The 26,932-nt window shown below is 67.2% G+C and carries 24 protein-coding genes and 3 tRNA genes; 21 read left to right on the top strand and 6 right to left on the bottom strand.

Translation table 11 applies throughout. From position 1 onward, the window contains the following. Positions 1 to 35: 35 nt before the first annotated feature. From ABZ789_RS15805 to ABZ789_RS15795, 3 genes are all read left to right on the top strand, one after another. On the top strand, positions 36 to 1,850 hold the full coding sequence (locus ABZ789_RS15805; RefSeq protein ID WP_358425224.1) for a SulP family inorganic anion transporter: 1,815 nt from the start codon (positions 36 to 38) through the stop codon (positions 1,848 to 1,850). A gap of 208 nt (positions 1,851 to 2,058) precedes the next feature. After that, positions 2,059 to 3,651, top strand: coding sequence for a phosphoglycerate dehydrogenase (gene serA, locus ABZ789_RS15800; RefSeq protein WP_358425222.1), 1,593 nt, complete (start codon positions 2,059 to 2,061; stop codon positions 3,649 to 3,651). An 80-nt stretch (positions 3,652 to 3,731) separates the two neighbouring features. Then, positions 3,732 to 4,742, top strand: a complete 1,011-nt coding sequence (locus tag ABZ789_RS15795; protein ID WP_358425220.1) for a 3-isopropylmalate dehydrogenase — start codon at positions 3,732 to 3,734, stop codon at positions 4,740 to 4,742. A gap of 49 nt (positions 4,743 to 4,791) precedes the next feature. On the opposite strand, the gene ABZ789_RS15790 is transcribed toward ABZ789_RS15795, so the two are convergent. Beyond that, entirely contained in the window at positions 4,792 to 5,985 is a 1,194-nt protein-coding gene (locus ABZ789_RS15790; protein ID WP_358425219.1) for an MFS transporter, read from the bottom strand. A gap of 110 nt (positions 5,986 to 6,095) precedes the next feature. Between ABZ789_RS15790 and ABZ789_RS15785 the strand changes: the two genes are divergently transcribed. The 5 genes from ABZ789_RS15785 to ABZ789_RS15765 all read left to right on the top strand — a co-directional run bounded on the left by ABZ789_RS15785 (position 6,096) and on the right by ABZ789_RS15765 (position 8,963). Then, entirely contained in the window at positions 6,096 to 6,872 is a 777-nt protein-coding gene (locus tag ABZ789_RS15785) for a fumarylacetoacetate hydrolase family protein (RefSeq protein WP_358425217.1), read from the top strand. 66 nt (positions 6,873 to 6,938) lie between these two features. Beyond that, positions 6,939 to 8,411 (top strand): glutamate--tRNA ligase, encoded by a 1,473-nt coding sequence (gltX, locus tag ABZ789_RS15780; RefSeq protein ID WP_358425215.1) that lies wholly within the window; start codon positions 6,939 to 6,941, stop codon positions 8,409 to 8,411. Positions 8,412 to 8,577: 166 nt separating this feature from the next. Further along, a tRNA-Gln gene (locus tag ABZ789_RS15775) sits at positions 8,578 to 8,649 on the top strand. An 84-nt stretch (positions 8,650 to 8,733) separates the two neighbouring features. Then, positions 8,734 to 8,806 (top strand) — tRNA-Glu (locus ABZ789_RS15770). Positions 8,807 to 8,890: 84 nt separating this feature from the next. Beyond that, positions 8,891 to 8,963, top strand: a tRNA-Glu gene (locus ABZ789_RS15765). A gap of 53 nt (positions 8,964 to 9,016) precedes the next feature. Here the strand turns inward: ABZ789_RS15765 and ABZ789_RS15760 are convergent. After that, positions 9,017 to 9,529: a PPOX class F420-dependent oxidoreductase gene (locus ABZ789_RS15760; RefSeq protein ID WP_358425213.1), complete on the bottom strand. Its 513-nt coding sequence runs from the start codon at positions 9,527 to 9,529 to the stop codon at positions 9,017 to 9,019. 56 nt (positions 9,530 to 9,585) lie between these two features. Beyond that, positions 9,586 to 10,287 carry an IclR family transcriptional regulator gene (locus ABZ789_RS15755; protein ID WP_358425211.1) on the bottom strand — a complete coding sequence of 234 codons (702 nt, stop codon included), beginning with the start codon at positions 10,285 to 10,287 and terminating at the stop codon, positions 9,586 to 9,588. Positions 10,288 to 10,403: 116 nt separating this feature from the next. On the opposite strand from ABZ789_RS15755, the gene leuC reads away from it, so the two are divergent. The 3 genes from leuC (at position 10,404) to ABZ789_RS15740 (ending at position 13,257) form a co-directional block, all read left to right on the top strand. Further along, complete coding sequence (gene leuC / locus ABZ789_RS15750) at positions 10,404 to 11,831, top strand: 3-isopropylmalate dehydratase large subunit (protein WP_358425209.1); 1,428 nt, start codon at positions 10,404 to 10,406, stop codon at positions 11,829 to 11,831. 28 nt (positions 11,832 to 11,859) lie between these two features. Then, positions 11,860 to 12,456, top strand: coding sequence for a 3-isopropylmalate dehydratase small subunit (leuD, locus tag ABZ789_RS15745; RefSeq protein WP_358425207.1), 597 nt, complete (start codon positions 11,860 to 11,862; stop codon positions 12,454 to 12,456). Positions 12,457 to 12,627: 171 nt separating this feature from the next. After that, positions 12,628 to 13,257 carry an HU family DNA-binding protein gene (locus ABZ789_RS15740; protein ID WP_358425205.1) on the top strand — a complete coding sequence of 210 codons (630 nt, stop codon included), beginning with the start codon at positions 12,628 to 12,630 and terminating at the stop codon, positions 13,255 to 13,257. Between the two features lie 64 nt (positions 13,258 to 13,321). Here the strand turns inward: ABZ789_RS15740 and ABZ789_RS15735 are convergent, their stop codons facing one another. From ABZ789_RS15735 to cofC, 3 genes are read right to left on the bottom strand one after another with little or no spacing between them, the layout of a single operon-like run. Continuing rightward, positions 13,322 to 14,281, bottom strand: coding sequence for an NUDIX domain-containing protein (locus tag ABZ789_RS15735; protein ID WP_358425203.1), 960 nt, complete (start codon positions 14,279 to 14,281; stop codon positions 13,322 to 13,324). Positions 14,282 to 14,293: 12 nt separating this feature from the next. Next, entirely contained in the window at positions 14,294 to 16,453 is a 2,160-nt protein-coding gene (locus ABZ789_RS15730; RefSeq protein WP_358425240.1) for an RNA degradosome polyphosphate kinase, read from the bottom strand. Between the two features lie 32 nt (positions 16,454 to 16,485). Further along, positions 16,486 to 17,181 carry a 2-phospho-L-lactate guanylyltransferase gene (cofC, locus tag ABZ789_RS15725; protein ID WP_358425201.1) on the bottom strand — a complete coding sequence of 232 codons (696 nt, stop codon included), beginning with the start codon at positions 17,179 to 17,181 and terminating at the stop codon, positions 16,486 to 16,488. A gap of 145 nt (positions 17,182 to 17,326) precedes the next feature. Between cofC and ABZ789_RS15720 the strand changes: the two genes are divergently transcribed. Genes ABZ789_RS15720 through octT form a run of 10 tightly spaced genes read left to right on the top strand, consistent with a single transcriptional unit; the run spans position 17,327 to position 26,927 of the window. After that, entirely contained in the window at positions 17,327 to 18,325 is a 999-nt protein-coding gene (locus ABZ789_RS15720; RefSeq protein ID WP_358425199.1) for an NAD(P)H-dependent glycerol-3-phosphate dehydrogenase, read from the top strand. Further along, positions 18,322 to 19,482: a cystathionine gamma-lyase gene (locus ABZ789_RS15715; RefSeq protein WP_358425197.1), complete on the top strand. Its 1,161-nt coding sequence runs from the start codon at positions 18,322 to 18,324 to the stop codon at positions 19,480 to 19,482. Before ABZ789_RS15720 ends, ABZ789_RS15715 begins: the two co-directional genes overlap by 4 nt. A 44-nt stretch (positions 19,483 to 19,526) precedes the next feature. Beyond that, entirely contained in the window at positions 19,527 to 20,633 is a 1,107-nt protein-coding gene (locus ABZ789_RS15710) for a D-alanine--D-alanine ligase family protein (RefSeq protein ID WP_358425195.1), read from the top strand. Between the two features lie 49 nt (positions 20,634 to 20,682). Next, positions 20,683 to 21,966 (top strand): glutamate-5-semialdehyde dehydrogenase, encoded by a 1,284-nt coding sequence (locus tag ABZ789_RS15705; RefSeq protein ID WP_358425193.1) that lies wholly within the window; start codon positions 20,683 to 20,685, stop codon positions 21,964 to 21,966. A 30-nt stretch (positions 21,967 to 21,996) separates the two neighbouring features. Continuing rightward, positions 21,997 to 22,893: a MoxR family ATPase gene (locus ABZ789_RS15700; protein ID WP_358425191.1), complete on the top strand. Its 897-nt coding sequence runs from the start codon at positions 21,997 to 21,999 to the stop codon at positions 22,891 to 22,893. Next, on the top strand, positions 22,893 to 24,338 hold the full coding sequence (locus tag ABZ789_RS15695; RefSeq protein ID WP_358425189.1) for a VWA domain-containing protein: 1,446 nt from the start codon (positions 22,893 to 22,895) through the stop codon (positions 24,336 to 24,338). The genes ABZ789_RS15700 and ABZ789_RS15695 overlap by 1 nt, the downstream gene beginning before the upstream one ends. A 19-nt stretch (positions 24,339 to 24,357) precedes the next feature. Then, complete coding sequence (gene nadD, locus ABZ789_RS15690; RefSeq protein ID WP_358425187.1) at positions 24,358 to 25,083, top strand: nicotinate-nucleotide adenylyltransferase; 726 nt, start codon at positions 24,358 to 24,360, stop codon at positions 25,081 to 25,083. Beyond that, on the top strand, positions 25,080 to 25,490 hold the full coding sequence (rsfS, locus tag ABZ789_RS15685) for a ribosome silencing factor (RefSeq protein WP_358425185.1): 411 nt from the start codon (positions 25,080 to 25,082) through the stop codon (positions 25,488 to 25,490). Before nadD ends, rsfS begins: the two co-directional genes overlap by 4 nt. Positions 25,491 to 25,507: 17 nt before the next feature. Continuing rightward, positions 25,508 to 26,158: a histidine phosphatase family protein gene (locus ABZ789_RS15680; protein WP_358425183.1), complete on the top strand. Its 651-nt coding sequence runs from the start codon at positions 25,508 to 25,510 to the stop codon at positions 26,156 to 26,158. Further along, entirely contained in the window at positions 26,145 to 26,927 is a 783-nt protein-coding gene (gene octT / locus ABZ789_RS15675) for a diglucosylglycerate octanoyltransferase (RefSeq protein ID WP_358425181.1), read from the top strand. Before ABZ789_RS15680 ends, octT begins: the two co-directional genes overlap by 14 nt. Positions 26,928 to 26,932: the final 5 nt, after the last annotated feature.

The raw sequence follows: 26,932 nt of genomic DNA, 5'->3' as shown, positions 1-26,932 counted from the left end.
GGACGGGGACGACGCCGACGGACCATACTTGCCCAATGTGGCTTTCGGCCGCCGTGAGCCGGATTCCCGGCATCGCCACGGCGCGCAGGTATCAGCGCGGATGGCTGCGGGCCGACATCACTGCGGGTCTGGTGGTCAGCGCACTTCTCGTGCCCACCGGCATGGGATACGCGGCAGCGGCGGGATTGCCCGCCCACATGGGCATGTACGCCACGATCGTGCCGATGCTGGTGTACGCGCTCGTCGGTCCGTCGCGCATCCTCGTGGTCGTTCCGTCTTCGGCCCTGGCACCGCTGATCGCTGCGGCGGTCGTTCCCCTCGCTGCGGCGGGAGATCCCGCCCGCGCCGCTGCGCTTGCCGGTCTGCTCGCCCTGATAGTCGGAATTCTGCTGTTGTGCAGCGGGATTCTCCGTCTCGGGTTCATCACAGAACTGCTGTCCAACCCCATCAGGGTCGGATTTCTCAACGCCATCGCTCTGATCGTCATCACGAGCGAGGTTCCGCACCTGCTCGGTGCGAATACCCGGGCGACCGACTTCTTCGCGAACCTCCGGAATGCTGCGGACGCGGTGCGCGGGGGTGCGCTCGAATCGCTCGCCTTCCTCCTCGGCGGCGGGACCCTGATCCTGATCGTGGTGATAAAGGTGCTGTGGCCACGCGTTCCGGGCATCCTGGTCGGGGTCGTCATGGCCACCGGGGTGACGGCCGCCTTCGGGCTGGGCGACAAATTCGAGACGGTGGGCGCGCTCCCGTCGGGGCTCCCGGGTCCTTCCCTCGGCGGGCTCGCGTGGAGCGACGTCGCGACGCTGCTCGGCCCCGCTGTCGCGATCGCCATCATAGGTTTCGCCGACACCGCCGTCGTGTCCCGCGCTTTCTCGTCCGAGCGCGGTGAGGACGTGAACGGGAGCTCCGAGATGCGGGCGCTCGGCGTCGCGAACCTCGCGGCCGGTGTCACGGGCGGGTTCCCGGTGTGCGGTAGCGGAAGCCGCACGCCTGTCGTCCAACGTGTGGGTGCGCACACACAACTCGCCGGAGTGGTGGGAGCGCTGACGGTCGCGGCCTTCCTCCTGCTCGCACCCGGCGCGACGGGCGACCTCCCGCGCTCTGCGCTCAGCGCCGTCGTCATCGTCGCTGCGAGCGCGCAGTTCAAGTTCGCCAAGGTCGGGCATCTGTGGCGGGTCGCCAAGATCGAATTCGGTTTGTGCATCGCGGCATCGGTCGCCGTCATTCTCACGGGCGTGCTGCGAGGTGTACTGATCGCGATCGCGCTGTCGCTGATGGCGTTGGCGATCCAGGCATGGCGGCCTCACCGTGCCGAACTCGTCGAAGTCCCCGGAATCGCCGGATATCACGACAGGGATCGCCATCCCGAAGGTCACCGGATCAGAGGTCTCCTACTGGTGCGGTTCGACGCACCGCTGTTCTTCGCGAACGGCTCGATTCTCACGGGATATGTGCGCGCACTCGTACAGGAGCGATCCGATCGGGTGGAGTGGGTGATCCTCGTGGCCCAGCCGATCACCGATCTCGACACGACGTCGGTCGAAGAAGTCGAGCGTCTCGATGAGTACCTGTCCCACAACGGAATTCGATTCGGTTTTGCGGCATTGGAGGACCGGCAGAGAGACAAGCTCATGCACCTGCAATCGGCGAACCGTTTCGACCGGGACCGGTTCCATCCCACGCCTCGTGCTGCCGTGATCGCCTTCCGGCACCGGCACGACACCGGTCTCACGCGCCGGACAATTCGTGCGCGTTCGGACATTTCGCCGACGGGGATCGCCGGACGGCGCGCACGGCGGAGGCCGCGTCCGGCACCGGGCGCCAGGCATCTGCGGCGGCGACGCTGAGGGGACGGCGACGTCTTTCGGCCGGTTATCGGTTCGGCCCAGGATCGCGCGAGGCCCCACCCGACGTGATATTCACCGGAGGGCGATCCCGGTGGGCCCGTAGTGGGGACCGGGGCACTAAACTGTGAGCGGTCCTGGGTGAACACGCCTTCTGCCGGACGCCGGCGCCGACGACCACCCACACATTCACGACACAGGGAGTTCGCACGTGAGCCAGAATGGCCGTCCAGTAGTCCTGATCGCCGACAAGCTTGCGCAGTCGACCGTCGATGCGCTCGGTGACGGTGTCGAGGTGCGCTGGGTGGACGGCCCGGACCGCCCCGCCCTACTTGCGGCCGTACCCGAGGCTCAGGCGTTGCTGGTCCGCTCCGCGACCACCGTCGATGCCGAGGTGCTCGCTGCGGCACCCAATCTCAAGATCGTCGGTCGCGCCGGTGTCGGCCTCGACAACGTCGACATCGCCGCTGCCACCGAACGCGGAGTGATGGTCGTCAACGCGCCTACCTCCAACATCCACTCCGCTGCCGAGCACGCTGTCGCGCTCCTCATGTCCGCGGCTCGTCAGGTCCCTGCCGCCGACCGCACTCTGCGCGAGCGCACCTGGAAGCGGTCGAGCTTCAACGGCACCGAGATCCTCGGTAAGACGGTCGGCGTCGTCGGCCTCGGCCGTATCGGCCAGCTGTTCGCTCAGCGGCTCGCGGCCTTCGAGACCCACGTCATCGCGTACGACCCCTACCTGCCGGCTGCGCGTGCCGCACAGCTGGGCATCGAGCTCGTCGACATCGACGAACTCGTCGCGCGCGCGGACTTCATCTCGGTGCACCTGCCCAAGACCAAGGAGACGGCCGGTCTGATCAACGCCGAGCGGCTCGCCAAGGCCAAGGACGGTGTCATCATCGTCAACGCCGCTCGCGGCGGCCTGATCGACGAGGACGCGCTGTACGACGCGCTCGTCGACGGCAAGGTGCGTGCCGCCGGTCTGGACGTCTTCGAGACCGAGCCGTGCACCGATTCGAAGCTGTTCGACCTCGACAACGTCGTCGTCACCCCGCACCTGGGCGCATCCACCGCCGAAGCGCAGGACCGCGCCGGCACCGACGTCGCCAAGAGCGTGCTGCTCGCCCTCGCCGGCGAGTTCGTGCCCGACGCCGTCAACGTGTCGGGTGGTCCCGTGGGCGAGGAGGTCGCGCCGTGGCTCGAGCTCGTCCGCAAGCTCGGCCTGCTCGCCGGCACCTTGTCGCCCGAGGCCGTGCAGAACGTACAGGTCGTCGCGAGCGGTGAGCTCTCGGCGGAGAATGTCGACATCCTCGGTCTCGCCGCACTGCGGGGGCTGTTCTCCGCGAGCAGCGACGAGCCGGTCACCTTCGTCAACGCCCCCAAGCTCGCCGAGCAGCGTGGAGTCACCGTCGAGGTGGAGCGCGTGAGCGAGGCTCGCACGCACCGCAGCGCCGTCGAGGTTCGGGCCGTGGCACCGGACGGCCACGTCACGTCGGTCGCGGGTGCGCTGACCGGTCTGCAGCAGGTCGAGAAGATCGTCAACATCAACGGTCGCAGCTTCGACCTGCGGGCCGAGGGCCACAATGTGATCGTCCACTACCAGGATCGTCCGGGTGTCCTCGGAACGCTCGGCACCGTGCTCGGCAACGCGAATATCGACATCCAGGCGGCGGCTCTGAGCCAGGACGCGGAGGGACCGGGCGCCACCGTGATCCTGCGCGTCGACCGTGTCGTGGGTGATTCGGAGATTGCCCAGATCACCGAGGCGCTCGACGCCCGCGTGGAGCAGGTCGACCTGTCCTGATCGTTTCGTTCCCCATCATCCGGTGGCCGCGACCGTCTGCACGGTCGCGGCCACCGTCGCACAGGAAGTGAGTAGCGTCCATGAAACTTGCGGTCATTCCCGGAGACGGCATCGGCGTCGAGGTCACGGCCGAGGCCCTGAAGGTCCTCCGAGCGCTCGTCCCGGATCTCGAGACGACCGAATACGACCTCGGTGCCCGCCGGTACAACACCACCGGTGAACTACTTCCCGAGGCCGATCTCGCCGCCATCCGTGAACACGATGCGATCCTTCTCGGCGCCATCGGTGACCCCTCCGTCACGCCCGGTGTGCTCGAACGCGGTCTCCTGCTGAACATGCGATTCGCGCTCGATCACCATGTCAATCTGCGGCCGTCCCGTCTGTACCCGGGCGCGAAGTCGCCGCTCGCTGCCGACCATGAGATCGATTTCGTCGTGGTCCGTGAAGGCACCGAAGGGCCGTACACGGGCAACGGAGGAGCGATCCGGGTGGGGACGCCGCACGAGATCGCCACCGAGGTCTCGGTGAACACCTGGTTCGGTGCCGAACGTGTGGTGCGCTATGCCTTCGAACTCGCGCAGACCCGCCGGAAGCACCTGACGCTGATCCACAAGACCAACGTGCTCTCGAATGCCGGCGCGATCTGGACACGGGCGATGGAGACCGTGGGCAAGGAGTTCCCCGAGGTCACGACTGCGTACTGCCACATCGACGCGGCGACGATCTACATGGTCGACGACCCGTCGCGGTTCGACGTGATCGTCACCGACAACCTGTTCGGCGACATCGTCACGGACCTGGCCGGTGCGGTCACCGGTGGTATCGGTCTCGCCGCGAGCGGCAACATCGATGCCTCGGGCACCAACCCGTCCATGTTCGAGCCCGTCCACGGCTCGGCACCGGACATCGCGGGCAAGGGCATCGCCGATCCCACCGCCGCGATCCTGTCCACCGCTCTGCTGCTGCGCCATCTGGGACGCGAAGAGGATGCCGCCCGCGTCGAGCGGGCCGTGGAGGCCGATCTCTCGACCCGCGGTACCGGACCGGTCGTCACCACCGAGGTCGGCGACCGCATCGTCGCCGCACTCTGATGTCCGGCGTGTGGTTCCGGCGCATTCCGCCGGAACCACACGCGGTCTCTCAGTCCTTGGGCACCACCGGGACCGCCGCCGCGGGAGCCACCGCGGCGAGCGCGAATGCGGCCGGGAACCCGACCGCGGTGATGAGCCCTCCGAACACGGGGCCGACGGCCGCAGCGAATACGAACTGCCCGGTGTTCTGGATCCCGAGCGCGCGACCTCCCCAGAAAGGTCCGGCGATCTCGGCTACAGCCGTGAACGCCAGCCCGTTCGGAGCCGACGTCAGTATCGAAGCGACGAGCAGAACGCCCACGGCGGTGGCCGATTCCGTCCACGACGCAACGGCGAGCGCGATCATCGACACGACGACCGACGCAGCGACGAGACGCATCGGCCCCAGCCTGCTGCCCACACGGTCGGACCACGCCCCGGCGACGACACGCCCGACGGCGCCGAGGATCTGGGCCGCTGTGACGACGAGTCCGGCGCCGACCTCGTCCCATCCACGGTCGGCGATCAACCACACCAGGGCGTAGGTCCACACGACGTACTGCGGAACCACGAGCAGTATCGACGCGACATGAATTCTCGTGAGGGATGACGACGTCCGGTACGGATTTCCGAGAACACCCGCGCGTTCGGCCTCCGCTCGGCCCGGGCGCGGCGGATCGATCACGCCTACTGCGCAGGCGAGGGCGGCCCCGCCGCACACGACGGCGGGAAAGGCGAGTGCCCAAGCGATTCCGTGGACGCCCGCGAGGGTCGGAATGGCGAGTGCACCCGCAGCGACGCCCAGTGGCACCGACATCTGCCGGATCCCCATCGCGAGTCCGCGCCGGTGTGGAGGGAACCATCCGACGACGACGCGGCCGCTCGCCGAATTGGCGCTCACCGCCCCGGCTCCCGCGCACACCAGCAGAAGGCCCAGCAGTGCGGCGGAGGTCGTACCCGTGAGACCGAGGGTGGCGGTCAGGCCTGCGAGACCCATCGCCACGCTTGCGATCCCGAGCCCGGCGGCCAGTGCGAGGCGCTCGCCGAAGCGGTCCGCGATCGCGCCCCACACCACGAGCGTGAAGACGCCGCCGAGGAGTGGTGCGCCGGCGAGCGTACCGGCCTGGGCAAGGGTGAAGCCGGCCTCGCCCAGCGTCGGAATGAGAAAGGCGACGCCGTTGACCACGGTGGCCTGTGCAGCCTGCGCGAAGACGCCGAGCGCCAGGATGAGCCACCGTCGCCGGCCGATGCTCGATATGTCCATATGTCTCACTATCTGAGATTAACGTTCCGTTATATGAAATTTGGTTCGGACTCTATACCCGTGGCACCCGGGCGTCGATCGCTGAGCGCCCGCCCCGTTAGACTCCGCACATGCGCCTTGGTCGAATTGCCAGCCCGGATGGTGTCGCGTTTGTGAGCATCGAGGGGGAGGGGGATTCCGCTACGGCGAAGGAGATCGCCGAGCATCCCTTCGGTAACCCCACCTTCACCGGCCGCAGCTGGCCACTCGCCGACGTGCGAATCCTCGCCCCGATCCTTGCCACCAAGGTGATCGCCGTAGGCCGCAACTACGCCGCGCACGCCGCAGAGTCCGGTAACGAGGTGCCGGAGGAGCCGGTGATCTTCCTCAAGCCGAACACGTCGATCGTGGGACCGGGAGCGCCCATCGTCATCCCGCCGACGACCTCCCTCGTCCATCACGAGGCCGAACTGGCTGTGGTCATCGGGCGCCCCTGCAAGGACGTTCCCGCGTCGAAGGCACGGGAGGCCATCCTCGGGTACACGATCGCCAACGACGTGTCCGCACGCGATCACCAGCGTCAGGACGGCCAGTGGGGGCGAGCCAAGGGACACGACACCTTCTGCCCGCTCGGGCCGTGGATCGAGACGGACATCGACGCATCCGATCTCGAGATCTCCGCGGAGGTCGACGGGCAGGTCCGGCAGCGCAGTCGGACGTCGAAGATGGTGCACGACATCCCGAAGCTCATCGAATGGATCTCCGGCGTCATGACACTGCTCCCGGGTGATGTCATCCTCACCGGCACGCCGGAGGGAGTGGGCCCGATCGAGCCCGGGAACACCGTCTCGATCACCGTCGAGGGCATCGGTACGCTCACGAATCCCGTCGTCGCCAAGGGAGCCTGACCGACGCTCGGGGCTGGGCGGATAGCCTGGGATGGTCTCCCGTCGATCCCCAACCCCGAGCGAGTCATGACCACCAGCGAAGTACGCGTACGTTTCTGCCCGTCACCGACCGGAACCCCGCACGTGGGTCTGGTGCGCACCGCACTGTTCAACTGGGCGTTCGCGCGTCATCACGGCGGCACCTTCGTGTTCCGCATCGAAGACACCGACGCCGCGCGCGACAGCGAGGAGTCGTATCAGGCGATCCTCGACGCCCTCCGGTGGCTGGGCCTCGAATGGGACGAGGGTCCGGAGGTCGGCGGTCCGTACGCGCCGTACCGGCAGTCGCAGCGCCGCGACCTGCACCTCGAGGTCGTGCAGAAGCTTCTCGATGCCGGTGAGGCGTACGAGTCGTTCTCGACGCCCGAAGAGGTCGAGGAGCGGCACAAGGCGGCCGGCCGCGACCCGAAGCTCGGCTACGACAATTTCGACCGGGACCTCACGCCCGAGCAGCGGCAGGCCTTCCTCGACGAGGGACGCAAAGCGGTCGTGCGGCTGCGGATGCCCGACGAGGATCTCACCTGGCACGACCTCGTCCGCGGCGAGACGACCTTCAAGGCCGGCACCGTTCCGGACTTCGCTCTCACCCGCGCGAACGGCATCCCGCTCTACACGCTGGTCAATCCCGTCGACGACGCGTTGATGAAGATCACGCACGTGCTGCGCGGCGAAGACCTGTTGTCGTCGACCCCCCGTCAGCTCGCGCTCTACGCGGCGCTGAAGCGGATCGGCGTAACGGATTTCACACCGGAGTTCGGTCATCTGCCGTTCGTGATGGGACAGGGCAACAAGAAGCTCTCCAAGCGGGACCCGGAGTCCAATCTCTTCCTGCACCGCGATCGAGGATTCATCCCCGAGGGATTGCTCAACTACCTCGCGCTGCTCGGCTGGGGTCTCGCCGACGATCGTGACGTCTTCTCCCTCGACGAGATGGTCGCTGCCTTCGACATCTCCAAGGTCAACTCCAATCCGGCTCGGTTCGACCAGAAGAAGGCGGACGCGATCAACGCCGAGCACATCCGGATGCTCACGCCGGAGGATTTCGCCGCGCGGCTGAAGGCCTATCTCGTCGAGCACGGCCGTATCGGTGCCGACGTCGACGACACGCTCTTCCGCACGGCCGCGGACCTCGTGCAGACGCGCATCGTCGTGCTCGGTGACGCGTGGGATCTGCTGAAGTTCCTCTTCGTCGACGAGGCCGATTTCCGGCTGGACGAGGCGTCCGCTTCGAAGAATCTCAAGGACGACGCCGCGCCGGTGCTCGACGCCTCCCTCGCCGCCCTCGAAGGGTTGACCGCATGGACGACTCCGGCGATCGAGGAAGCCTTGAAGGTCGCACTGATCGACGGTCTCGAACTCAAGCCGCGCAAGGCCTTCGCGCCCGTGCGCGTCGCGGCGACCGGATCGCACATCAGCCCTCCCTTGTACGAGTCGCTGGAGCTCCTCGGCCGCGAGCGCACACTGGCTCGACTGCAGGCCGCCCGCGCCCGCATCTCCTGAGGATCGCCTCGGCCCGCCGTCCCTGTCGTAGGACGGCGGGCCGAGGTGTATATCGAGCCCGTTTCAATGCCGTTGACCAGGCGATTTGTAGTTGGTGGCGGGGTTGGTGCTAATCTTCTTCTCGGTTCGGAACGGAGGTCGCGACGCGGCTGAAGAGACAGACCATTGGGGTATGGTGTAATTGGCAACACAGCTGATTCTGGTTCAGCCATTCTAGGTTCGAGTCCTGGTACCCCAGCTGAGACGCGGTGGTTTGCCCGCAGCGTCTCGGCCAGCTAAGCTGGCTGAGCTTCCTTCGGGAAGCGAAGAGAAGAAGTTCCAGGCCCCCGTCGTCTAGCGGCCTAGGACGCCGCCCTCTCACGGCGGTAGCGTGGGTTCGAATCCCATCGGGGGTACAACGGACTACCCATCGATCTCCGGGTCGGTGGGTGTTCTTCTCTCCATAGGCGCCGACCTGTCGGCGTCGAGGAAAGTTCCAGGCCCCCGTCGTCTAGCGGCCTAGGACGCCGCCCTCTCACGGCGGTAGCGTGGGTTCGAATCCCATCGGGGGTACGCACCGAAAGGCTCTCCGATCCTGGATCGGAGAGCCTTTCTCGTATCGGTTGTCAGTACGCGGCGGAGCGGAGATGGGCGGCCGTCGTACCGCCCACATCCATGGCGGGCATCCCGAGCTTGCGGTGATCCCACGAGCGCACCCGCTCGGGCACCACTCGAACGGCCACGCGCTTGCGCATCATCTGCTCCACGGCGGGTCGTGCCTCGTCCGTGTACGGGGCGGTGTACCGCTCCCACACCTCGCGGCAGACAGCGAAGAGCCGGTCGTGATCGTCCATGATCTCCGCGCGCCCCTCGATCGAGACACCGCGCAACTGGTCGTAGGTGTCGCCGGCCTCGACCAGGACGGTGATGCGATCGTCGCGGCGGAGATTGACGACCTTCTGCGACTTCGCCTTCGTCTCGAACCAGATCTCGCCGTCCAGCACCGCGTACCACATGGCGACGAGGTGGGGCGTGCCCGTCGGTCCTAGAGTGGCCAGGCTCGCGACCCGGCTGTGACGGAGGAACTCGTCGATCTCCGAGTCCGTCATGGTGATGTCTGCGCGGCGGTTGGTTCCCATGCGAAGCACTGTGGCACAGGGGACGGGCAGAGTGCCCGCATTCCTCCCGGTGCGGTTCAGAGGCGCTTCTGGAGCGCCTCTGCAGCCGCGAGAAGATCGGCGGCCCATCGGGCTCCCGGCCGGCGGCCCATACGGTCGATGGGGCCCGACACGGAGATCGCGGCGATCACCGTCCCCGCACCGTCGCGCACCGGCGCGGCGACCGACGCCACTCCGGGTTCGCGTTCGGCGGCACTCTGCGCCCAGCCACGGCGTCGGACTTCGACGAGTACGCGCTCACCGAAGGCCGCGTCGGGGAGGATGGCGCGTTGGGTCGCCGGATCGGCCCATGCGAGCAGAACTTTCGCGCCCGAACCGGCCGTCATCGGCAGGCGCGCGCCGACGAGCACACTGTCGCGCAGCCCGGTAGGGGGCTCGAGGGCGGCGACGCACACACGTTGGGTACCTTCACGGCGGTACAACTGCACGCTCTCACCGGTGATCTCGCGCAGGCGGGGGAGCACGAGCGAGGCAGCTTCCACGAGGGTGTCGCCTGCGCCCGCGGACAATTCGGCCAAACCGGGCCCCGGCCGCCACTGGCCGTCGCCGTCGCGCATGAGCAAGCGATGCACTTCGAGACCGACGGCCAGGCGATGGGCCGTTGCACGGGGAAGTCCGGTGCGCGCGCACAACTCGTTGAGGTTGCACGGTTGTTCGGCCACTGCATGGAGAACAGTCATGGCTTTGTCCAGCACACCGATCCCGCTATGCTGTCTCACAGGTCGATACCTCCGTCTCGCATAATGGGAAGCATAACGCATGGCGAGAGTGGTGGAGACGACACCATGCGCGGCCGGACGGCTCCCGGATCTCGCGTTCGTCACGTACGACAAGGGTGGAGAAGATGGCTGGAAAGACTCTGGCGGAGAAGGTGTGGGACCAGCACGTGGTCGTGCGCGGTGAAGGAGAGGGAGCGGCGCGGCAGCCGGACCTGATCTACATCGACCTGCACCTCGTACACGAGGTGACCAGCCCGCAGGCCTTCGACGGGCTGCGGCTGGCCGGACGCAAGCTCCGGCGTCCCGATCTCACGATCGCGACCGAGGACCACAACGTCCCCACGGTGGACATCGACAAGCCGATCGCCGACCCGGTGTCGCGTACGCAGGTCGAGACCCTCCGGCGCAACTGCGAGGAGTTCGGTGTTCGACTGCACCCCATGGGCGATCTCGATCAGGGCATCGTCCACGTGGTGGGTCCGCAGCTCGGTCTCACCCAGCCCGGTATGACGGTGGTGTGCGGCGACAGTCACACCTCGACGCACGGGGCCTTCGGTGCTCTGGCAATGGGTATCGGCACCAGCGAGGTCGAACATGTCATGGCGACCCAGACGCTGTCGCTGCGACCGTTCAAGACGATGGCGATCAACGTCGACGGCAAGCTCCAGCCCGGAGTGACGAGCAAGGACCTCATTCTCGCCATCATCGCCAAGATCGGGACCGGCGGAGGACAGGGCTACGTCCTCGAATACCGGGGCGAGGCAATCCGCGAGCTCTCCATGGAAGCGCGGATGACCATCTGCAACATGTCGATCGAAGCAGGTGCTCGCGCCGGTATGATCGCGCCGGACGAGACCACCTACGAGTTCATCAAGGGCCGCCCGCACGCGCCGAAGGGCGCCGACTGGGACGCGGCGGTCGAGGCGTGGGAACAGCTGAAGACCGATGACGACGCGGTTTTCGACGCCGAGGTCCACATCGACGGCAGTGCTCTGACGCCCTTCGTCACGTGGGGCACCAACCCCGGCCAGGGTGCTCCGCTCGGGTCGACGGTTCCGGTGCCCGAGGAGATCTCGGACGAAACCGAGCGGTCTGCTGCGGAGAAGGCGCTGCGCTACATGGATCTCGAGCCCGGCATGCCGCTGCGCGAGGTGAAAATCGACACAGTCTTCGTCGGTTCGTGCACCAACGGTCGCATCGAGGATCTGCGAGCGGTCGCGGATGTCCTGAAGGGCCGCAAGGTCGCCGACGGTGTCCGGATGCTCGTCGTGCCCGGTTCGATGCGCGTGCGCGCACAGGCGGAACAGGAGGGCCTCGGTGAGATCTTCAGCGCTGCAGGCGCCGAATGGCGTCAGGCCGGATGCTCGATGTGCCTGGGTATGAATCCTGATCAGCTCGCACCGGGGGAGCGCTCGGCGTCGACATCGAACCGGAACTTCGAAGGACGCCAGGGTAAGGGCGGACGTACGCATCTCGTCTCGCCGGCCGTGGCGGCAGCAACGGCGGTTCGGGGAACCCTTTCCGCTCCGGCCGATCTGGACTAGACCACAGGACCGACGAGGAGAAATTTCGATGGAAGCCTTCACCACTCACAAGGGCATCGGCGTCCCGTTGCGCCGGTCCAATGTCGACACGGATCAGATCATCCCGGCCGTCTATCTGAAGCGTGTCACCCGTACGGGATTCGAGGACGGCTTGTTCGCCGCATGGCGCACCGATCCGTCCTTCGTACTCAACACACCGCCTTTCGATCGCGGCAGCGTTCTCGTTGCCGGTCCGGATTTCGGTACCGGTTCGTCACGCGAGCACGCGGTGTGGGCACTGTCCGATTTCGGGTTCCGGGTTGTCATCTCGTCCCGGTTCGCAGACATCTTCCGCGGCAACGCCGGAAAGGCGGGTCTGCTGGCCGCTCAGGTCGCGCAGGACGACGTCGAACTGCTGTGGAAGCTCATCGAACAGCAACCCGGGCTCGAACTCGAGGTGGATCTGACAGAGCGGACAGTAACCGCCGGAACCACCGTGGTGCCGTTCACCATTGACGACTACACGAGGTGGCGTCTGCTGGAAGGGCTGGATGACATCGGATTGACGTTGCGGCAGGTAGACGCGATTTCCGAGTACGAAAAGTCAAGGCCGTCATGGAAACCGAGCACCCTTCCGGCGCCCTGAGAAAGCCCCTGAATCAGGCTCCGGCCGGGCCCGGTCCGACACTCCCGTCGGGCCGGGCCCGGCTGTTATTTGCATGAGAATCCGCGTGGCACATAGACTCTTGCCCGTTTGCGGGTCTACCGTGGACTTGAGACGGTCTGACGGTGGACCGTGTACGTGCGGAGGAAATCAATGAACAAGGCAGAACTGATCGACGTTCTGACCGAGAAACTCGGTTCGGACAGGCGCACCGCTACGGCGGCCGTCGAGCACATGGTGGACGCGATCGTTCGCGCCGTGCACGAGGGTAAGAGCGTCACCATCACCGGATTCGGTGTCTTCGAGAAGCGTCGCCGGGCCGCTCGCGTCGCCCGGAACCCGCGTACGGGTGAGACGGTCAAGGTCAAGCCGACCTCGGTGCCGGCCTTCCGACCCGGTCAATCCTTCAAGAACATCATCGCGGGCACCCAGAAGCTCCCCGCCACGGGTCCCGCTGTGAAGCGCGGTGCCGCTGCGGCGGCCAAGAAGACCGCAGCAGCCAAGAAGGCGGCCAAGAAGACTGCGGCGAAGAAGACCACGGCGACGAAGTCGACTGCGGCGAAGAAGACCACCGCGGCCAAGTCGACTCCGGCGAAGAAGACTACGGCGACGAAGTCGACTGCGGCGAAGAAGACCACCGCAGCCAAGAAGACCACCGCGGCCAAGTCGACTGCGGCGAAGAAGACTACGGCGACGAAGTCGACTGCGGCGAAGAAGACCACCGCAGCCAAGAAGAGCCCTGCGAAGAAGACCACGGCTCGCAAGAGCGCGGCCAAGAAGTAGGAACTTCCTCGAAGCCACGACGGCGGCCACCGGGTATCCGGTGGCCGCCGTCGCATGTGGCGGTTCAGATTCCGTCGCCGGCCACCCTCGCCCGTCCGTCGAGGGGAAGAGGGCTGTCGATATGGTCCGCTGCGACGAGGCGATCGCCGCGCAGGGACAGCACCCACATGCTCGCTTTCCGATTTCTGGCCGCCGGCAGGACGAGACCGTCGCGCTCGGCCCACCACTCGAGCAGCGGCGGGATCACCTTGCCCTGACTGCAGATCACGGGTGTACCGGGGCCGGATGCGATCTCCAGTGCCCGCTTGCGCCCGTGATCAGGATCGGCCCGATATTCCTCCTCCGACAAGGAGGGTTCGAGCGTGATCCCGAGTCCGTGCCGGTCGGCGAACGGTTCGACCGTCGCGACGCAACGGGTGCGATCGGCCGACACCACCCGATCGCCGCCGAACGCCGTCAGCTGTGCGACGAGCGCAGCGGCCTGGGCTCGGCCGGAGGCGTCGAGTGGTCGGTAGCGGTCGTCTCCCTTGTACTTTTTGCGGCTTCCCGCCTTGGCGTGCCGGACGATCAGCGCGGTGGTCGTGTCGAGCGGAATGCGACGGAAGCGACGCAGGACACTGCGGTCCATCGGGTAGGACAACAGGTCGAACGCTTCTCCGGTGGTTACCCAACGCAATTCGTCCACCTCATCGTTGGGGGTGAATTGCCCGTCGAGAGAGCGGGCGACCCAGTAGTCGACCCGCTTGAGCTTGCGGTGTCCCGGGACGGGGTAGACCACCTTCCCGAGGCTGCGCCCGAGCGCGGCGCGGAAGCCGGTCTCCTCTTCGATCTCCCGTACCGCGGCGACCACCGCCGTCTCGCCGGCATCGAGTTTGCCTTTGGGAAACGACCAGTCGTCGTATCGAGGCCGGTGTACCAGGGCGATCTCCGCGTCGTGCGGGGCCTTCTCGGCGGCGGGCCGCCAGAGGATCGCACCTGCGGCGAAGATGTTGGCCTTCACAGGCTTGTCGCGTGAATCGGACAACGTTTCCTCCACTCAGGACGCGCGGCTGCGCATGAGCTCGACCTGATGGTCCCGAGCAGCCGTGCCCGGCTCGGGCGACGCCGTCCAGGTGCCATCTCCCTCGAGTACCCAGCAGCGTGTGGCGGGATCGAGCGCGGAATCGAAGATGCCGTCCAACTGCGCGGCGAGCCGGGCGTTCTTGACCTGGACCATCACCTCGACACGGCGATCGAGATTCCGGTGCATCATGTCGGCGCTGCCGATCCAGTATTCGTTGCTACCCCGGAAATGGAAGAGTCGCGAGTGTTCGAGGAAGCGGCCGAGAATGGATCGCACGGTGATGTTCTCGCTCAGACCGGGCACTCCCGGCTTGAGGGCGCAGATACCTCGCACGACCACCTCGACCCGGACTCCCGCGCGGGAGGCACGGTAGAGCGCGTCGATCACCTGCTCGTCGACGAGGGCATTGGCCTTGAGCCGGATCCCGGTGGGGCGACCGGAGTGGTGGTGCTCGATCTCACGTTCTACGCGTTCGATGATGCCCTTGCGTACTCCGTGCGGTGCGACGAGCAGATTGCGGTACTGGGCCTTACGGGAATACCCGGTGAGAGTGTTGAACAGGTCGGTCAAGTCGGCGCCGATCTCGGGTGACGAGGTGAGCAGCCCGACATCCTCGTACAAGCGCGCCGTCTTGGGGTTGTAGTTCCCGGTGCCGATATGGCAGTAGCGGCGGATCGTCGAACCCTCGCGCCGGACGACCAGGCAGGTCTTGCAGTGGGTCTTGAGACCGACGAGGCCGTATACGACGTGGACGCCCGCCTGCTCGAGCTTGCGGGCCCACTTGATGTTGGCCTGCTCGTCGAAGCGGGCCTTGATCTCCACGAGCGCGACGACCTGCTTGCCGGCTTCGGCGGCGGCGATCAGGGCGTTGACGATGGGCGAGTCGCCCGAGGTCCGGTACAGGGTCTGCTTGATCGCGAGCACCTGGCTGTCGGCGGCGGCCTGCTCGATGAATCGCTGGACACTCGTGGAGAAGGAGTCGTACGGATGGTGGACGAGGATGTCCCCCTCGCGCAGCGTGGAGAACACGCTTTTCGGGGTCTCGCGCTCACCGAACGCGGGATGGGTCGCCGGCACGAAGGGCGCGTCCTTCAAGTCGGGCCGGTCGACGGCGTGGACCTGCCACAGCGACGACAGGTCGAGCAGTCCGGGCAACTGGACGACATCCACCCTGTCGACGTCGAGTTCGCGCAGCAGGAGTTCGAGCATGTGCTCGGTCATGTCGTCCGACACCTCGAGCCGTACGGGAGAACCGAATCGTCGGCGGGCGAGTTCGCGTTCGAGGGCCTGGAGGAGGTCCTCGTCGCGGTCCTCCTCGACTTCGAAGTCGGCGTTGCGGGTGACCCGGAAGGCGTGGTGTTCGACGATTTCCATGCCGGGGAAGAGCACGTCGAGGTGAGCGGCGATCAGTTCTTCGAGCGGGAGGAAGGCCGGTAGGCCGCCGGGAGAATCCGCGCGATCCACCCGCACGAAACGATCGACGTTGTCGGGTACCTTCACCCGCGCGAAGTGCTCACCCGAAGATTCTGAATCCTTCACCGTGACAGCGAGATTCAAGGACAAGCCGCTGATGTAGGGGAAGGGATGAGCCGGATCGACCGCGAGTGGCGTCAGTACCGGAAAGACCTGATCGGCGAAATATCGAGTCAGCCGAACACGTTCGTCGGGTGTCAGATCCGCCCATCGGATGATCGAGATTCCTTCGGCAGCCAGAGCGGGCATGACCGAGTCGAGGAACACCTGCGCGTGGCGTCCGGCGAGCTCGCGCGTGCTCGAGGCGATCAGGGCGAGCTGAGCCCGCGGTGACAACCCGTCCGCCGACCGAACCGACAATCCGGTCTCGGCGCGACGTTTGAGGCCGGCGACACGCACCATGTAGAACTCGTCGAGGTTCGACGCGAAGATTGCGAGGAACTTGGCGCGTTCGAGCAACGGTTGGGAGGTGTCCTCCGCGAGTGCGAGGACGCGAGCGTTGAAATCGAGCCAGCTCTGCTCCCTGTTGAGATACCGGTCGACGGGAAGCGTGTTGTCGTGATCGGCCGTCGACCTCAGGCCCGTCGCGGCCGGAGGCGCGCTGGTGGCCGTGGCCACACGACCGGGGGGCCGTGAGGCGCCGGACGGGGCCGCGTGCACGGAACTCGAGAGATCGGGGGAATCGCCGTTGGTCACCTGTTCATTGTGGCAGAGCGTCGGCTCCCCGCAGCGCTGTCGCGGGTGCGGTGAAACCCGGATCCGTCCAGCACGGTGGCGGTCGCCGGTCCGACGCCGAGTTGCAGCGCGGCGGCGAGGTCGTCCGGTGTGTCCACATCGAGTCGGAGTCCGGGGAGTGCGTCCGGCACCGGATATGCGCCTGCGTCGATGTGGCGGCGGGCCGACCCGGGTCCGAACGACAGCGGCGGCAAGCTGCCGGCCACGCAGTGCAGCAGGGCCGTCGTACCGCTGGAGGTGTGGTCGGTGACGACCGCCGAGCCGGTCCTCCGTGCGACCTCGCGTGCGTGCGCGAACTCCTCGGCTCGCATGGACGGCAGGTCGGCCTGCAGTGCCACGAGTTCGGCGGCAGGTACGCGCTCACGTATCCGGTGGGCCGCTGCCCGCAGAGCGGCATTGAGTGGGTCGGGGGAGCCCGGCGCGATGGGATCGGGAAGGACGGCGGCGCCACACGACCGCGCGGCCGCCGCGACGCGCTCGTCGGCAGTGACGACGGTGACCTCCACGTCTCCGGCGGCCAGGGCGGCGGCCACCGTGTCCTGCAACATCGCGATCACCAGTGATTCCCGCGCTGCCGGGTCGAGCACATGCGCGAGCCGCGACTTCGCCAGGCCGAGGGCCTTGACGGGGACGAGCACGTGCGTCGCGGGCATTGCCCGATTGTGCCAGGACGACGCGACCGGTAGGGCGGGCGGTCCGCCGGGCGACGGGGTACGGCACCGTGGCGCCTGCGCGATACTGGGGTACGACCGCGGGTGGTGACCGCCCGTGCCGGCATCGGACGAGAGTGAGGATCGCGTGACCACAGCAGCAGTTCTGGGCGCGGGTTCGTGGGGTACGGCGTTCGCCAAAGTGCTGGCCGACGCCGGAACGGACGTGACGATCTGGGCACGGCGCGAGGAGGTGGCGCGGTGCATCGCCGAACGGCACGAGAACCCCGACTATCTGCCCGGCGTGGAACTGCCGCCGTCGCTGAGAGCGACCGCCGATCACCGGGTGGCCGTGGACGGGGCCGACTTCGTCGTCCTCGCCGTACCGAGCCAGACCTTGCGGACCAATCTGGAGGCGTGGAAAGCGGATATCGGATCCGATGCGACCCTGCTGAGCCTCGCCAAGGGAATCGAGAGCGGCACCCTTATGCGAATGAGCCAGGTGATCGCTCAAGTCGCCGGTGCCGAGCAGAATCGGATCGCCGTACTGTCCGGACCGAACCTCGCCGGCGAGATCATCGCACGGCAACCGGCAGCGACAGTCATCGCGTGCCCGGATTCGACCCGCGCGATGGAGATTCAGAAGTCTTGCGCGACAGGATATTTCCGTCCTTACACGAATTCGGACGTCATCGGTTGCGAGATCGGCGGGGCCTGCAAGAACGTCATCGCCCTCGCGTGCGGAATGGCTGCCGGTGTCGGGCTCGGTGACAACACCATCGCGACCATCATCACGCGCGGCCTCGCCGAGATCATCCGTCTCGGAACTGCCCTCGGGGCCAAGCCGGCCACCCTGGCCGGTCTCGCCGGCGTCGGCGATCTCGTCGCGACGTGCACTTCGCCGTTGTCGCGCAACCGCACGTTCGGTGAACGTCTCGGCCGTGGAGAGACGCTCGAGAGTGCGCAGAAGGCCACGCACGGACAGGTGGCCGAGGGTGTCAAGTCGTGCACTTCGGTTCGCGCTCTGGCCGCGAGCTACGACGTGGAGATGCCGCTCACCGACGCGGTGCATCGTGTGTGCCACGAAGGTATGTCGGTTCCGGATGCGATCGGCCTGCTCCTCGGACGACGGATCAAGCCGGAATGAGCCGCACGCCGGGTGATTCGACGCGCTGCGTGAATGCGGTTGCCCAAGAGGGGATTCCGGGTTCGCCCTTGCAGGCCGGGCCGGTCTTCGCAGCGCCGTATCTACTCGGAGAGGACGAACGCGACGACATCGACACCTATGCGCGAGCGTCGAATCCGGGCTGGCGTGCACTCGAATCGGCACTCGCAGCGCTCGAACACGCCTCGGCTGCACGTGTCGTCGGCTCGGGCATGTCGGCGATCACGGTGGCGTTGAGATCGCTCACCTCCCCGGGCGGCACGGTGGTCGTCCCGTCCGACGGCTACTACCAGGTGCGCCTGTTCGCGTCCGAGTTCCTCGCGCTCCACGGCATCGACGTCCACGAACTCTCCGTCGCCGAATTCGGGGACGGCTCGCTCGAACGAGTGCTCGATTCGGCGGGCCCGGGTGCGATCGTGCTCGCCGAGACCCCGTCGAACCCCGGTCTGGACACGGTGGATCTACGGGCGACCGCGGACGCCTGTCGCGGTGCCGGCGCATTGCTGCTCGTAGACAACACGACCGCGACTCCACTCGGGCAGTTGCCGCTCGACCTCGGTGCCGACGTCGTCGTCGCGAGTGGAACGAAATCGCTCAGCGGACACAGTGATCTGCTGTTCGGGTACATCGCCGTCGCGGACACCGAGTTGCTTCCGGCCATCGACCGGGAGCGGTTGCTGTCGGGAACCGTGCTGGGGCCGTTCGAGACCTGGCTCGCACACCGCAGTCTCGGCACGGCCGGCCTGCGCTTCGAGCGTCAGTGTGCCAACGCGTTCGCGGTCGCCGAGATGCTGCGGGCTCACCCCGCGGTGACCGGGGTCCGATATCCGGGACTCGGCACCGATCCGGCACACGCCGTCGCGGCCCGGCAGATGAGTCGATTCGGCCCCCTCGTCACCTTCCGCCTGTCCGACCGCGAGCAGGTGCACCGCTTCGTCCGAGCCGCCACCCTCGTCGCACCGGCCACCAGTTTCGGAGGCATCCACACCACCGCTGATCGTCGCGCACGCTGGGGTGACGCGGTGCCGGAGGGCTTCGTCCGGTTGTCGTGCGGAATCGAGGACACCCCTGATCTGCTCGCCGATCTCGATGCGGCCCTGGCGGTGGCGTCGGCGAGCGGGCCGGTCTCGCGTGCGTAGGACTCGCCCGCCGCTCGGGAATCGTCTACCGGTACGGTCGACGCGTGAGTACGCCCCGCACCCGGGTGGCCCTCGTCTTCGGTGGCCGCAGCAACGAACATTCCGTCTCCTGCGTTTCGGCAGGCAGTATCCTCCGCAACCTGGATCCCGAGAAGTACGAGGTCGTACCTGTCGGGATCACCCGGGAGGGTGTTTGGGTGCTCGGCGACACGGATCCCGCTCGTCTCGCGCAGTCCGGGCGTGAGCTGCCCGTCGTCGATGGAACCGGCCGGGCACTGATGCTCACCGCCGATCCGACCCGGGCGGGCGACATCGTCACCCTCGACGAGGGCGGATGGGGCGAGGTCCTTGCCTCCGTCGATGTCGTATTCCCCGTACTGCACGGCGCCTACGGAGAGGACGGCACGATCCAGGGTCTCCTCGAACTGGCGGGAATCCCCTACGTCGGTCCGGGTGTCCTCGCGAGTGCTGCCGGGATGGACAAGGAGTTCACGAAGAAGTTGCTCGCCGCCGAGGGACTTCCGGTGGGCTTCCAGATCGTCATGCGCCCCGGGACGTCGAGCCTGACCGACGAGGAGAAGGACCGTCTCGGACTGCCCGTTTTCGTCAAGCCTGCCCGGGGTGGCTCCTCGATCGGCGTCAGCCGGGTCGCGGACTGGGCGGCATTCGACGCGGCGGTCGCCAAGGCGCGCCTCCACGACCCGAAGGTCATCGTGGAATCGGCGATCGTAGGCCGTGAGGTCGAGTGCGGAGTGCTCGAGTTTCCCGACGGTGACGTCCGCGCGAGCGTGGTTGCCGAGATCCGCATGCCCGACACCTCCGCGGACCACGAGGCGTTCTACGACTTCGACACGAAATACCTCGACGACATCTGTGAATTCGATGTGCCCGCCCGCTTGGACGAGGAGACTTCCGACGGGATTCGCGCGCTCGCCGTCCGTGCCTTCCGCGCTCTCGACTGCCAGGGACTCGCCAGAGTCGACTTCTTCGTCACCGAGGACGGGCCGGTGATCAACGAGATCAACACCATGCCCGGCTTCACCTCGATCTCGATGTACCCGCGCATGTGGGAGGCCGCCGGCGTGGATTACCCGCGTCTGCTGTCGATCCTCGTGGAGACCGCGATCGCCAGGGGGACAGGTCTGCGCTGAGGGGTACTGCGCCTGTGACCGGTGCAGTCGTCGCGACTAGTCTGGACCCATGACTGCCGTGACACCCGACTCAGTTGCGACCGCCTCAGGCTCGGACGTCCGCGAGGTCGTCCACACCGCCGCCCGCCGTGCGCGCGTGGCCTCGCGTCGTCTCGCGCTGCTCACCACCACGGAGAAGGATGCGGCCCTGCACGCGGCCGCCGACGCACTGCTGGCGGCCGCTGACACCGTCCTCGCCGCGAACGCCGAGGACATCGAGGCTGCACGTGCCGGCGGCACCGAGGAGGCCATCCTCGACCGTTTGCGTCTGACCACCGCCCGGATCGACGGGATCGCCGCCGGTCTGCGCCAGGTGTCGGGACTGCCGGACCCGATCGGCGAAGTCGTCCGCGGTTCGACTCTTCCCAACGGGCTGGAGTTGCGTCAGGTGCGCGTCCCGCTGGGTGTGATCGGGATGGTGTACGAGGCGCGGCCGAACGTCACGGTCGATGCGTTCGGCCTCGCCCTGAAGTCCGGTAACGCCGCGCTGTTGCGTGGCTCGTCGTCGGCGGCGCGGTCGAACGCCGCGCTCGTCGAGGTGCTGCGTGCCTCGCTCGAGGCCCAGGGTCTCCCGGCCGACGCCGTGCAGTTGCTGCCGAGTGCCGACCGCACGTCGGTCACCCATCTGATCCAGGCCCGCGGGCTCGTGGACGTGGTGATCCCGCGGGGTGGCGCAGGTCTGATCGCGGCGGTCGTGCGCGACGCAACCGTTCCCACCATCGAGACCGGCACCGGCAACTGCCACGTCTACGTCCACGCCGCGGCCGATCTGGAGATGGCCGAGAAGATCGTGATCAATGCGAAGACACGCAGGCCCAGCGTGTGCAATACCGCGGAGACGATCCTCGTCGACAAGGCGATCGCCGACATCGCCGTACCGAAGTTGCTGCAGGCCCTGCAGTCGCACAGCGTGGTCGTCCACGGCGACCTGCCCGGTCTCGTGCCCGCGACCGAGCAGGACTGGACGGACGAATACCTCTCGCTCGACGTGGCGCTTGCGGTGGTCGACGACCTCGACGCCGCCGTCGACCACATCGACCGCTACGGCACCGGCCACACCGAAGCGATCGTCACCTCGGATCTTGCTGCTGCGCGGGAGTTCACCGCGCGTGTGGATGCCGCAGCCGTTATGGTCAACGCTTCGACGGCGTTCACGGACGGTGAGCAGTTCGGGTTCGGAGCGGAGATCGGTATCTCCACCCAGAAGCTGCATGCGCGCGGTCCGATGGGCTTGCCCGAGCTGACGTCGACGAAGTGGGTGGTGTGGGGAGACGGCCACATCCGCCCGGCTTGATCGTTCTCCGGTCCGACGAAAGGAAACAGCGTGGATCGTGCGCTGCCCACCACCTCGCCGATCTTCGCGGACGTCCAGGACGTCATCGACCGGCTGGCCGATACCGGATATCTCGCCGACAAATCCACCGCCACCGCGGTGTTCCTCGCCGACCGTCTCGGTAAGCCGTTGCTCGTCGAGGGACCCGCGGGCGTGGGCAAGACCGAACTGGCCAGGGCGGTCGCCCAGACCTCCGGTGCGGAGCTGGTGCGTTTGCAGTGCTACGAGGGAGTCGACGAATCCCGCGCGCTGTACGAGTGGAATCACGCCAAGCAGATCCTCCGTATCCAGTCGGCGGGGGCGAACGCCGCCGCCGGTGAGTCGTGGGACCGGGCCAAGGAGGACGTCTTCTCCGAGGAGTTCCTGTTGTCGCGGCCACTTCTGACCGCGATCCGCCGTGAGGATCCGACGGTTCTGCTCGTCGACGAGGTCGACAAGGCCGACGTCGAGATCGAAGGTCTGCTTCTCGAGGTGCTCAGCGACTTCGCGGTCACGGTGCCGGAACTGGGCACGATCCGCGCCACCCGCAAGCCCTTCGCCGTGCTCACATCGAACGCCACCCGCGAACTGTCCGAAGCGCTCAAGCGACGGTGTCTGTTCCTGCACCTGGACTTCCCCGACGCCGATCTCGAACGCCGGATTCTCGCGAGCCGGGTTCCCGAATTGCCCGGCGCACTGGCCGAACAGCTCGTGCGCACCGTCCGGGTGCTCCGCGGCATGCAGCTCAAGAAGGTGCCGTCGGTGGCGGAGACCATCGACTGGGGACGCACCCTGCTCGCGCTGGGACTCGACACTCTCGACGACAACGCGGTTCGCAGCACGCTCGGCGTGATCCTCAAACACCAGTCCGACCAGGTCCGTGCTGCCGCCGAGCTCCGGCTGAACTGATGCCCGGAACGCCCCTTCCCGGATCCGAGGCACCCCAGGCACCTCACGGGCTGCCCGGTCACCTCGTCGGCTTCGTGGAGGCGTTGCGTCGCCGCGGGATCGCGGTCGGGCCGTCCGAGACGGTCGACGCCGGACGGGTGATGACCGTGCTCGATCTCCTCGATCGGGAGGCATTCCGTGAAGGTCTCGCATGTACTCTGCTCCGTCGCCCGACTCACCGCCCGACCTTCGACGTTCTGTTCGACCTGTGGTTCCCCTCTGCCATCGGGCGCCGCGAGGCCGCCGGTCCACAGGTGAGCATCCCGCGCACCCCGACCGGCGAGGTCGACTTCGAAGCATTGCGCGACCTGCTCGCGGAGTTGTTGGCCGACGAGTCCCCGCAGGCACTCGAGACCACCGAGATGCTCGTCTCCGCCATCGTGGAGGAACTCGGCCAGTACGCGTCGTCGAAGGGCCCGTCCTTCTCCGCCTACCAGGCGCTGCGCGACGTCTCTCCGGAGACCTTGCTGACGAGGATTCTCGAGGGACTGCTCGGCAACGGCACCCGTGAGGAACGTGACGACGCCGCCTACGAGAGCGAGGTCGCGCGACGCACCGCGGCCCAGCGGATCGCGGATTTCCGCGCCATGGTCGAACGTGAGACCCGTCGGCGCACTGCGGAGCAGCTCGGCCGTGAGCGCGTGGAGAAGTACGGGGTGCCCAAACTCGCCGAAGAAGTCGACTTCCTGCGGGCCTCCGACGCGGAACTGGTCGCCCTGCGACGCAATGTCATGCCGCTCGCGCGGCTGCTCGCGAGCCGCCTCGCGGCGCGGCGTCGGCGCGCACGCGCAGGCGCGATCGACCTGCGGCGCACGTTGCGTAGATCCATGTCCACCGGCGGCGTGCCCATCGACCTGGTGAACCGCAAGCCACGACCTGCGCGTCCGGAACTCGTCGTGCTCTGTGACGTCTCCGGTTCGGTCGCCGGATTCTCGCACTTCACGCTGCTGCTCGTACATGCTCTTCGCGAACAGTTCTCCCGCGTGCGAGTCTTCGCCTTCATCGACACCGCAGACGAGGTCACCCATTATTTCTCCGCCGGTACAGATCTGGGCGAGTCGATGTCGCGGATGCTGCGGGAGGCGGAGTTGATCACCTACGACGGCCACTCCGACTACGGCAACGCTCTGAGCACCTTCGCCGAGAACCACGCACATGCCGTCACGAGCCGCAGCTCACTCCTGATCCTCGGGGATGCCCGCACCAACTACCGCAATCCGAACCTCGAAGCCCTCGAGCATCTGGTCTCCGTCGCGCGGCACGCGCACTGGCTCAATCCCGAGCCGAAGGGGCAGTGGGGGTCGGGCGATTCGGCGGCGCGCGTCTACAGCGAGGTCGTCACGATGCACGAATGCCGGTCGGCGCAGCAGCTCGCAGCGGTGGTGGCGAGTCTGCTCCCGGTGTGAACCCGTAAGCTGGACAACCGTGCATCAGCCAACGGATCGGCAATCGGGCTCCAGGCGCCGCCTGGGAGTGATGGGTGGAACCTTCGACCCGATCCATCATGGACACCTCGTGGCGGCCAGTGAGGTCGCTGCGCGTTTCGACCTCGACGAAGTGATCTTCGTGCCGACCGGACAACCGTGGCAGAAGACCGGCCGCGAGGTCAGTCCCGCAGAGGACCGTTATCTGATGACGGTGATCGCGACCGCGTCGAATCCGCGATTCTCCGTCAGCCGCGTCGACATCGATCGTCGCAAACCGACCTACACCGTCGACACACTGCGGGATCTCAGCAACCGGTATCCCGATGCGGATCTGTACTTCATCACCGGTGCCGACGCGCTGGGATCCATCCTGTCCTGGCAGGACTGGCAGACCCTGTTCGACCTCGCGAAATTCGTCGGCGTGTCGCGGCCGGGCTACGATCTGCACGCCGAGCATCTGGCTCCACACCTGGAGGAGCTCCCGCCGGAGGCGGTGAGCCTGATGGAGATCCCGGCGCTGGCGATCTCATCCACGGACTGCCGCACGAGAGCCCGCGAAGACCGGCCGGTCTGGTATCTCGTGCCCGACGGGGTGGTGCAGTACATCAGTAAACGCCGGCTGTACCGCGGCGGAGACCGCGACGACACGCACCGTGACGGAGACCCCCTCCCGGTGCTCGACGGAAACACCCCCGGCCCCATCGAGAGAAAGAGCACGCAGTGAGCGCAACGGCAGAAGCCACGGAGATGGCCCGAATCGCAGCCTTGGCCGCCGACGAGAAACTGGCCACCGATGTCGTGGTGCTCGACGTGTCCGAGCAGCTGGTGATCACCGACTGCTTCGTCATCGCGTCCGCCCCCAACGAGCGCCAGGTCAACGCCATCGTCGACAACGTCGAGGAGAAGCTGCGTCTGTCAGGGCACAAGCCGGTACGCCGCGAGGGCACCCGAGAAGGACGGTGGACCCTCCTCGACTACGTCGATGTGGTGGTGCACATCCAGCACGAGGACGAGCGCAACTTCTACGCCCTCGACCGCCTGTGGAAGGACTGCCCCATCATCGAGGTGGACGGCGTCGGCGGACCCCGCTCGGCTCTCGACTCCGGTGCCGACTCCGCGGAGGATGTGTGAGTCGTCCGGAACCGGGGATGCAGAACCCCCGTGTGCGGCAGTTGGTGCTGCTGCGTCACGGTCAGACCGAGTACAACGCGACCCGGCGGATGCAGGGCCAGCTCGATACGGACCTGTCGGAACTCGGTCGACGGCAGGCGCTCGCCGTCGCCGAGGTGATCGCCCGATTCGATCCGCTCGCCGTCGTCTCGTCGGATCTGCGCCGGGCCTACGACACGGCGACTGCGCTCGGTGACCGCGTCGGACTGTCCGTCGCGATCGACACTCGGCTGCGGGAGACGCACCTCGGTGACTGGCAGGGGCTGACACACACCGAAGTCGACGCACTCGCCCCGGGGGCGCGAAGCGCATGGCGCGCGGACGCGACCTGGGCGCCACCGGGAGGTGAGAGCCGCGTGGATGTGGCCCGTCGCAGCACGGTCGTCGTCGGCGAACTGCTCGACAAGTACGAGAACTGGGGGGAGCGGCCCATCGTGCTGGTCGCACACGGCGGCCTGATCGCTGCGCTCACCGCGGCACTGCTCGATCTGCCGGTAGACCGGTGGCCCGTCCTCGGTGGCCTCGGCAACACAGGCTGGGTGCAGCTCAGCGGGTACGGCGAGGTGCCGTCGTGGCGCCTCGACGTATGGAACGCGTCGGCCACGGTGGCGCCCGATGACGTCCTCTGAACCGGTGCCGGCCGAGGGCGGGGCCGGTCCGCGGCGTCCGGTTCTGCTGGTGATCGGAGACTCGCTGAGCTACTACGGCCCGAAGGGCGGCCTGCCCGCCGACCATCCGCAGATCTGGCCCAACCTGGTCGCGGCGGAACTCGGGTGGGACGTCGAACTCGTCGCTCGCATCGGCTGGACCACGCGCGACGCGTGGTGGGCGATGACCCAGGACCCACGAGTGTGGGCCGCGATCCCGCATGCCGGCGCCGTCGTACTGGCCGTGGGCGGTATGGACACGCTGCCGTCGCCGTTGCCCACCGCTTTGCGGGAAGGATTGCGCTACCTCCGCCCACCGGCCCTGCGTCGTGCGGCGCGCACCGCTTACGGATGGCTGCAACCGAGGCTGTCGCCGCTCGGGCGTCCCGTCGCACTGCCGCCACGAGTCAGTGTCGAATACCTGGAAACGATCAGGGACGCACTGGCGTACATGCGTCCCGACCTACCCGTCATCGGCACCCTGCCTTCGGTGCACCGCAGCGAGCAGTACCGGTCGGTCCACCGCGGCCGTCTCCCCGCGGCTCGCGCGATCACCGCATGGGCAGCCGAGAAGTCGGTCCCCCTGGTCGATCTTGCGGAAGCGGTGCGCGAGAACGTCTTCTCCGACGATGCGAACCCCGACGGGATCCACTGGGGTTGGGAAGGACACCGTCGTGTCGCGGCCTCCGTCGGAGAGGCCGTTCGGATCGTGCACCGGGATGCGGAAGTCCCGGTGGAGGGCATACGGTAGGCGTC

Source organism: Rhodococcus sp. NPDC047139 (genome assembly GCF_040643435.1).
Taxonomy (GTDB): domain Bacteria; phylum Actinomycetota; class Actinomycetes; order Mycobacteriales; family Mycobacteriaceae; genus Rhodococcus.
The sequence above is the reverse complement of the archived record's forward strand: the minus strand, read 5'-3'. Positions and strand labels throughout refer to the sequence as shown.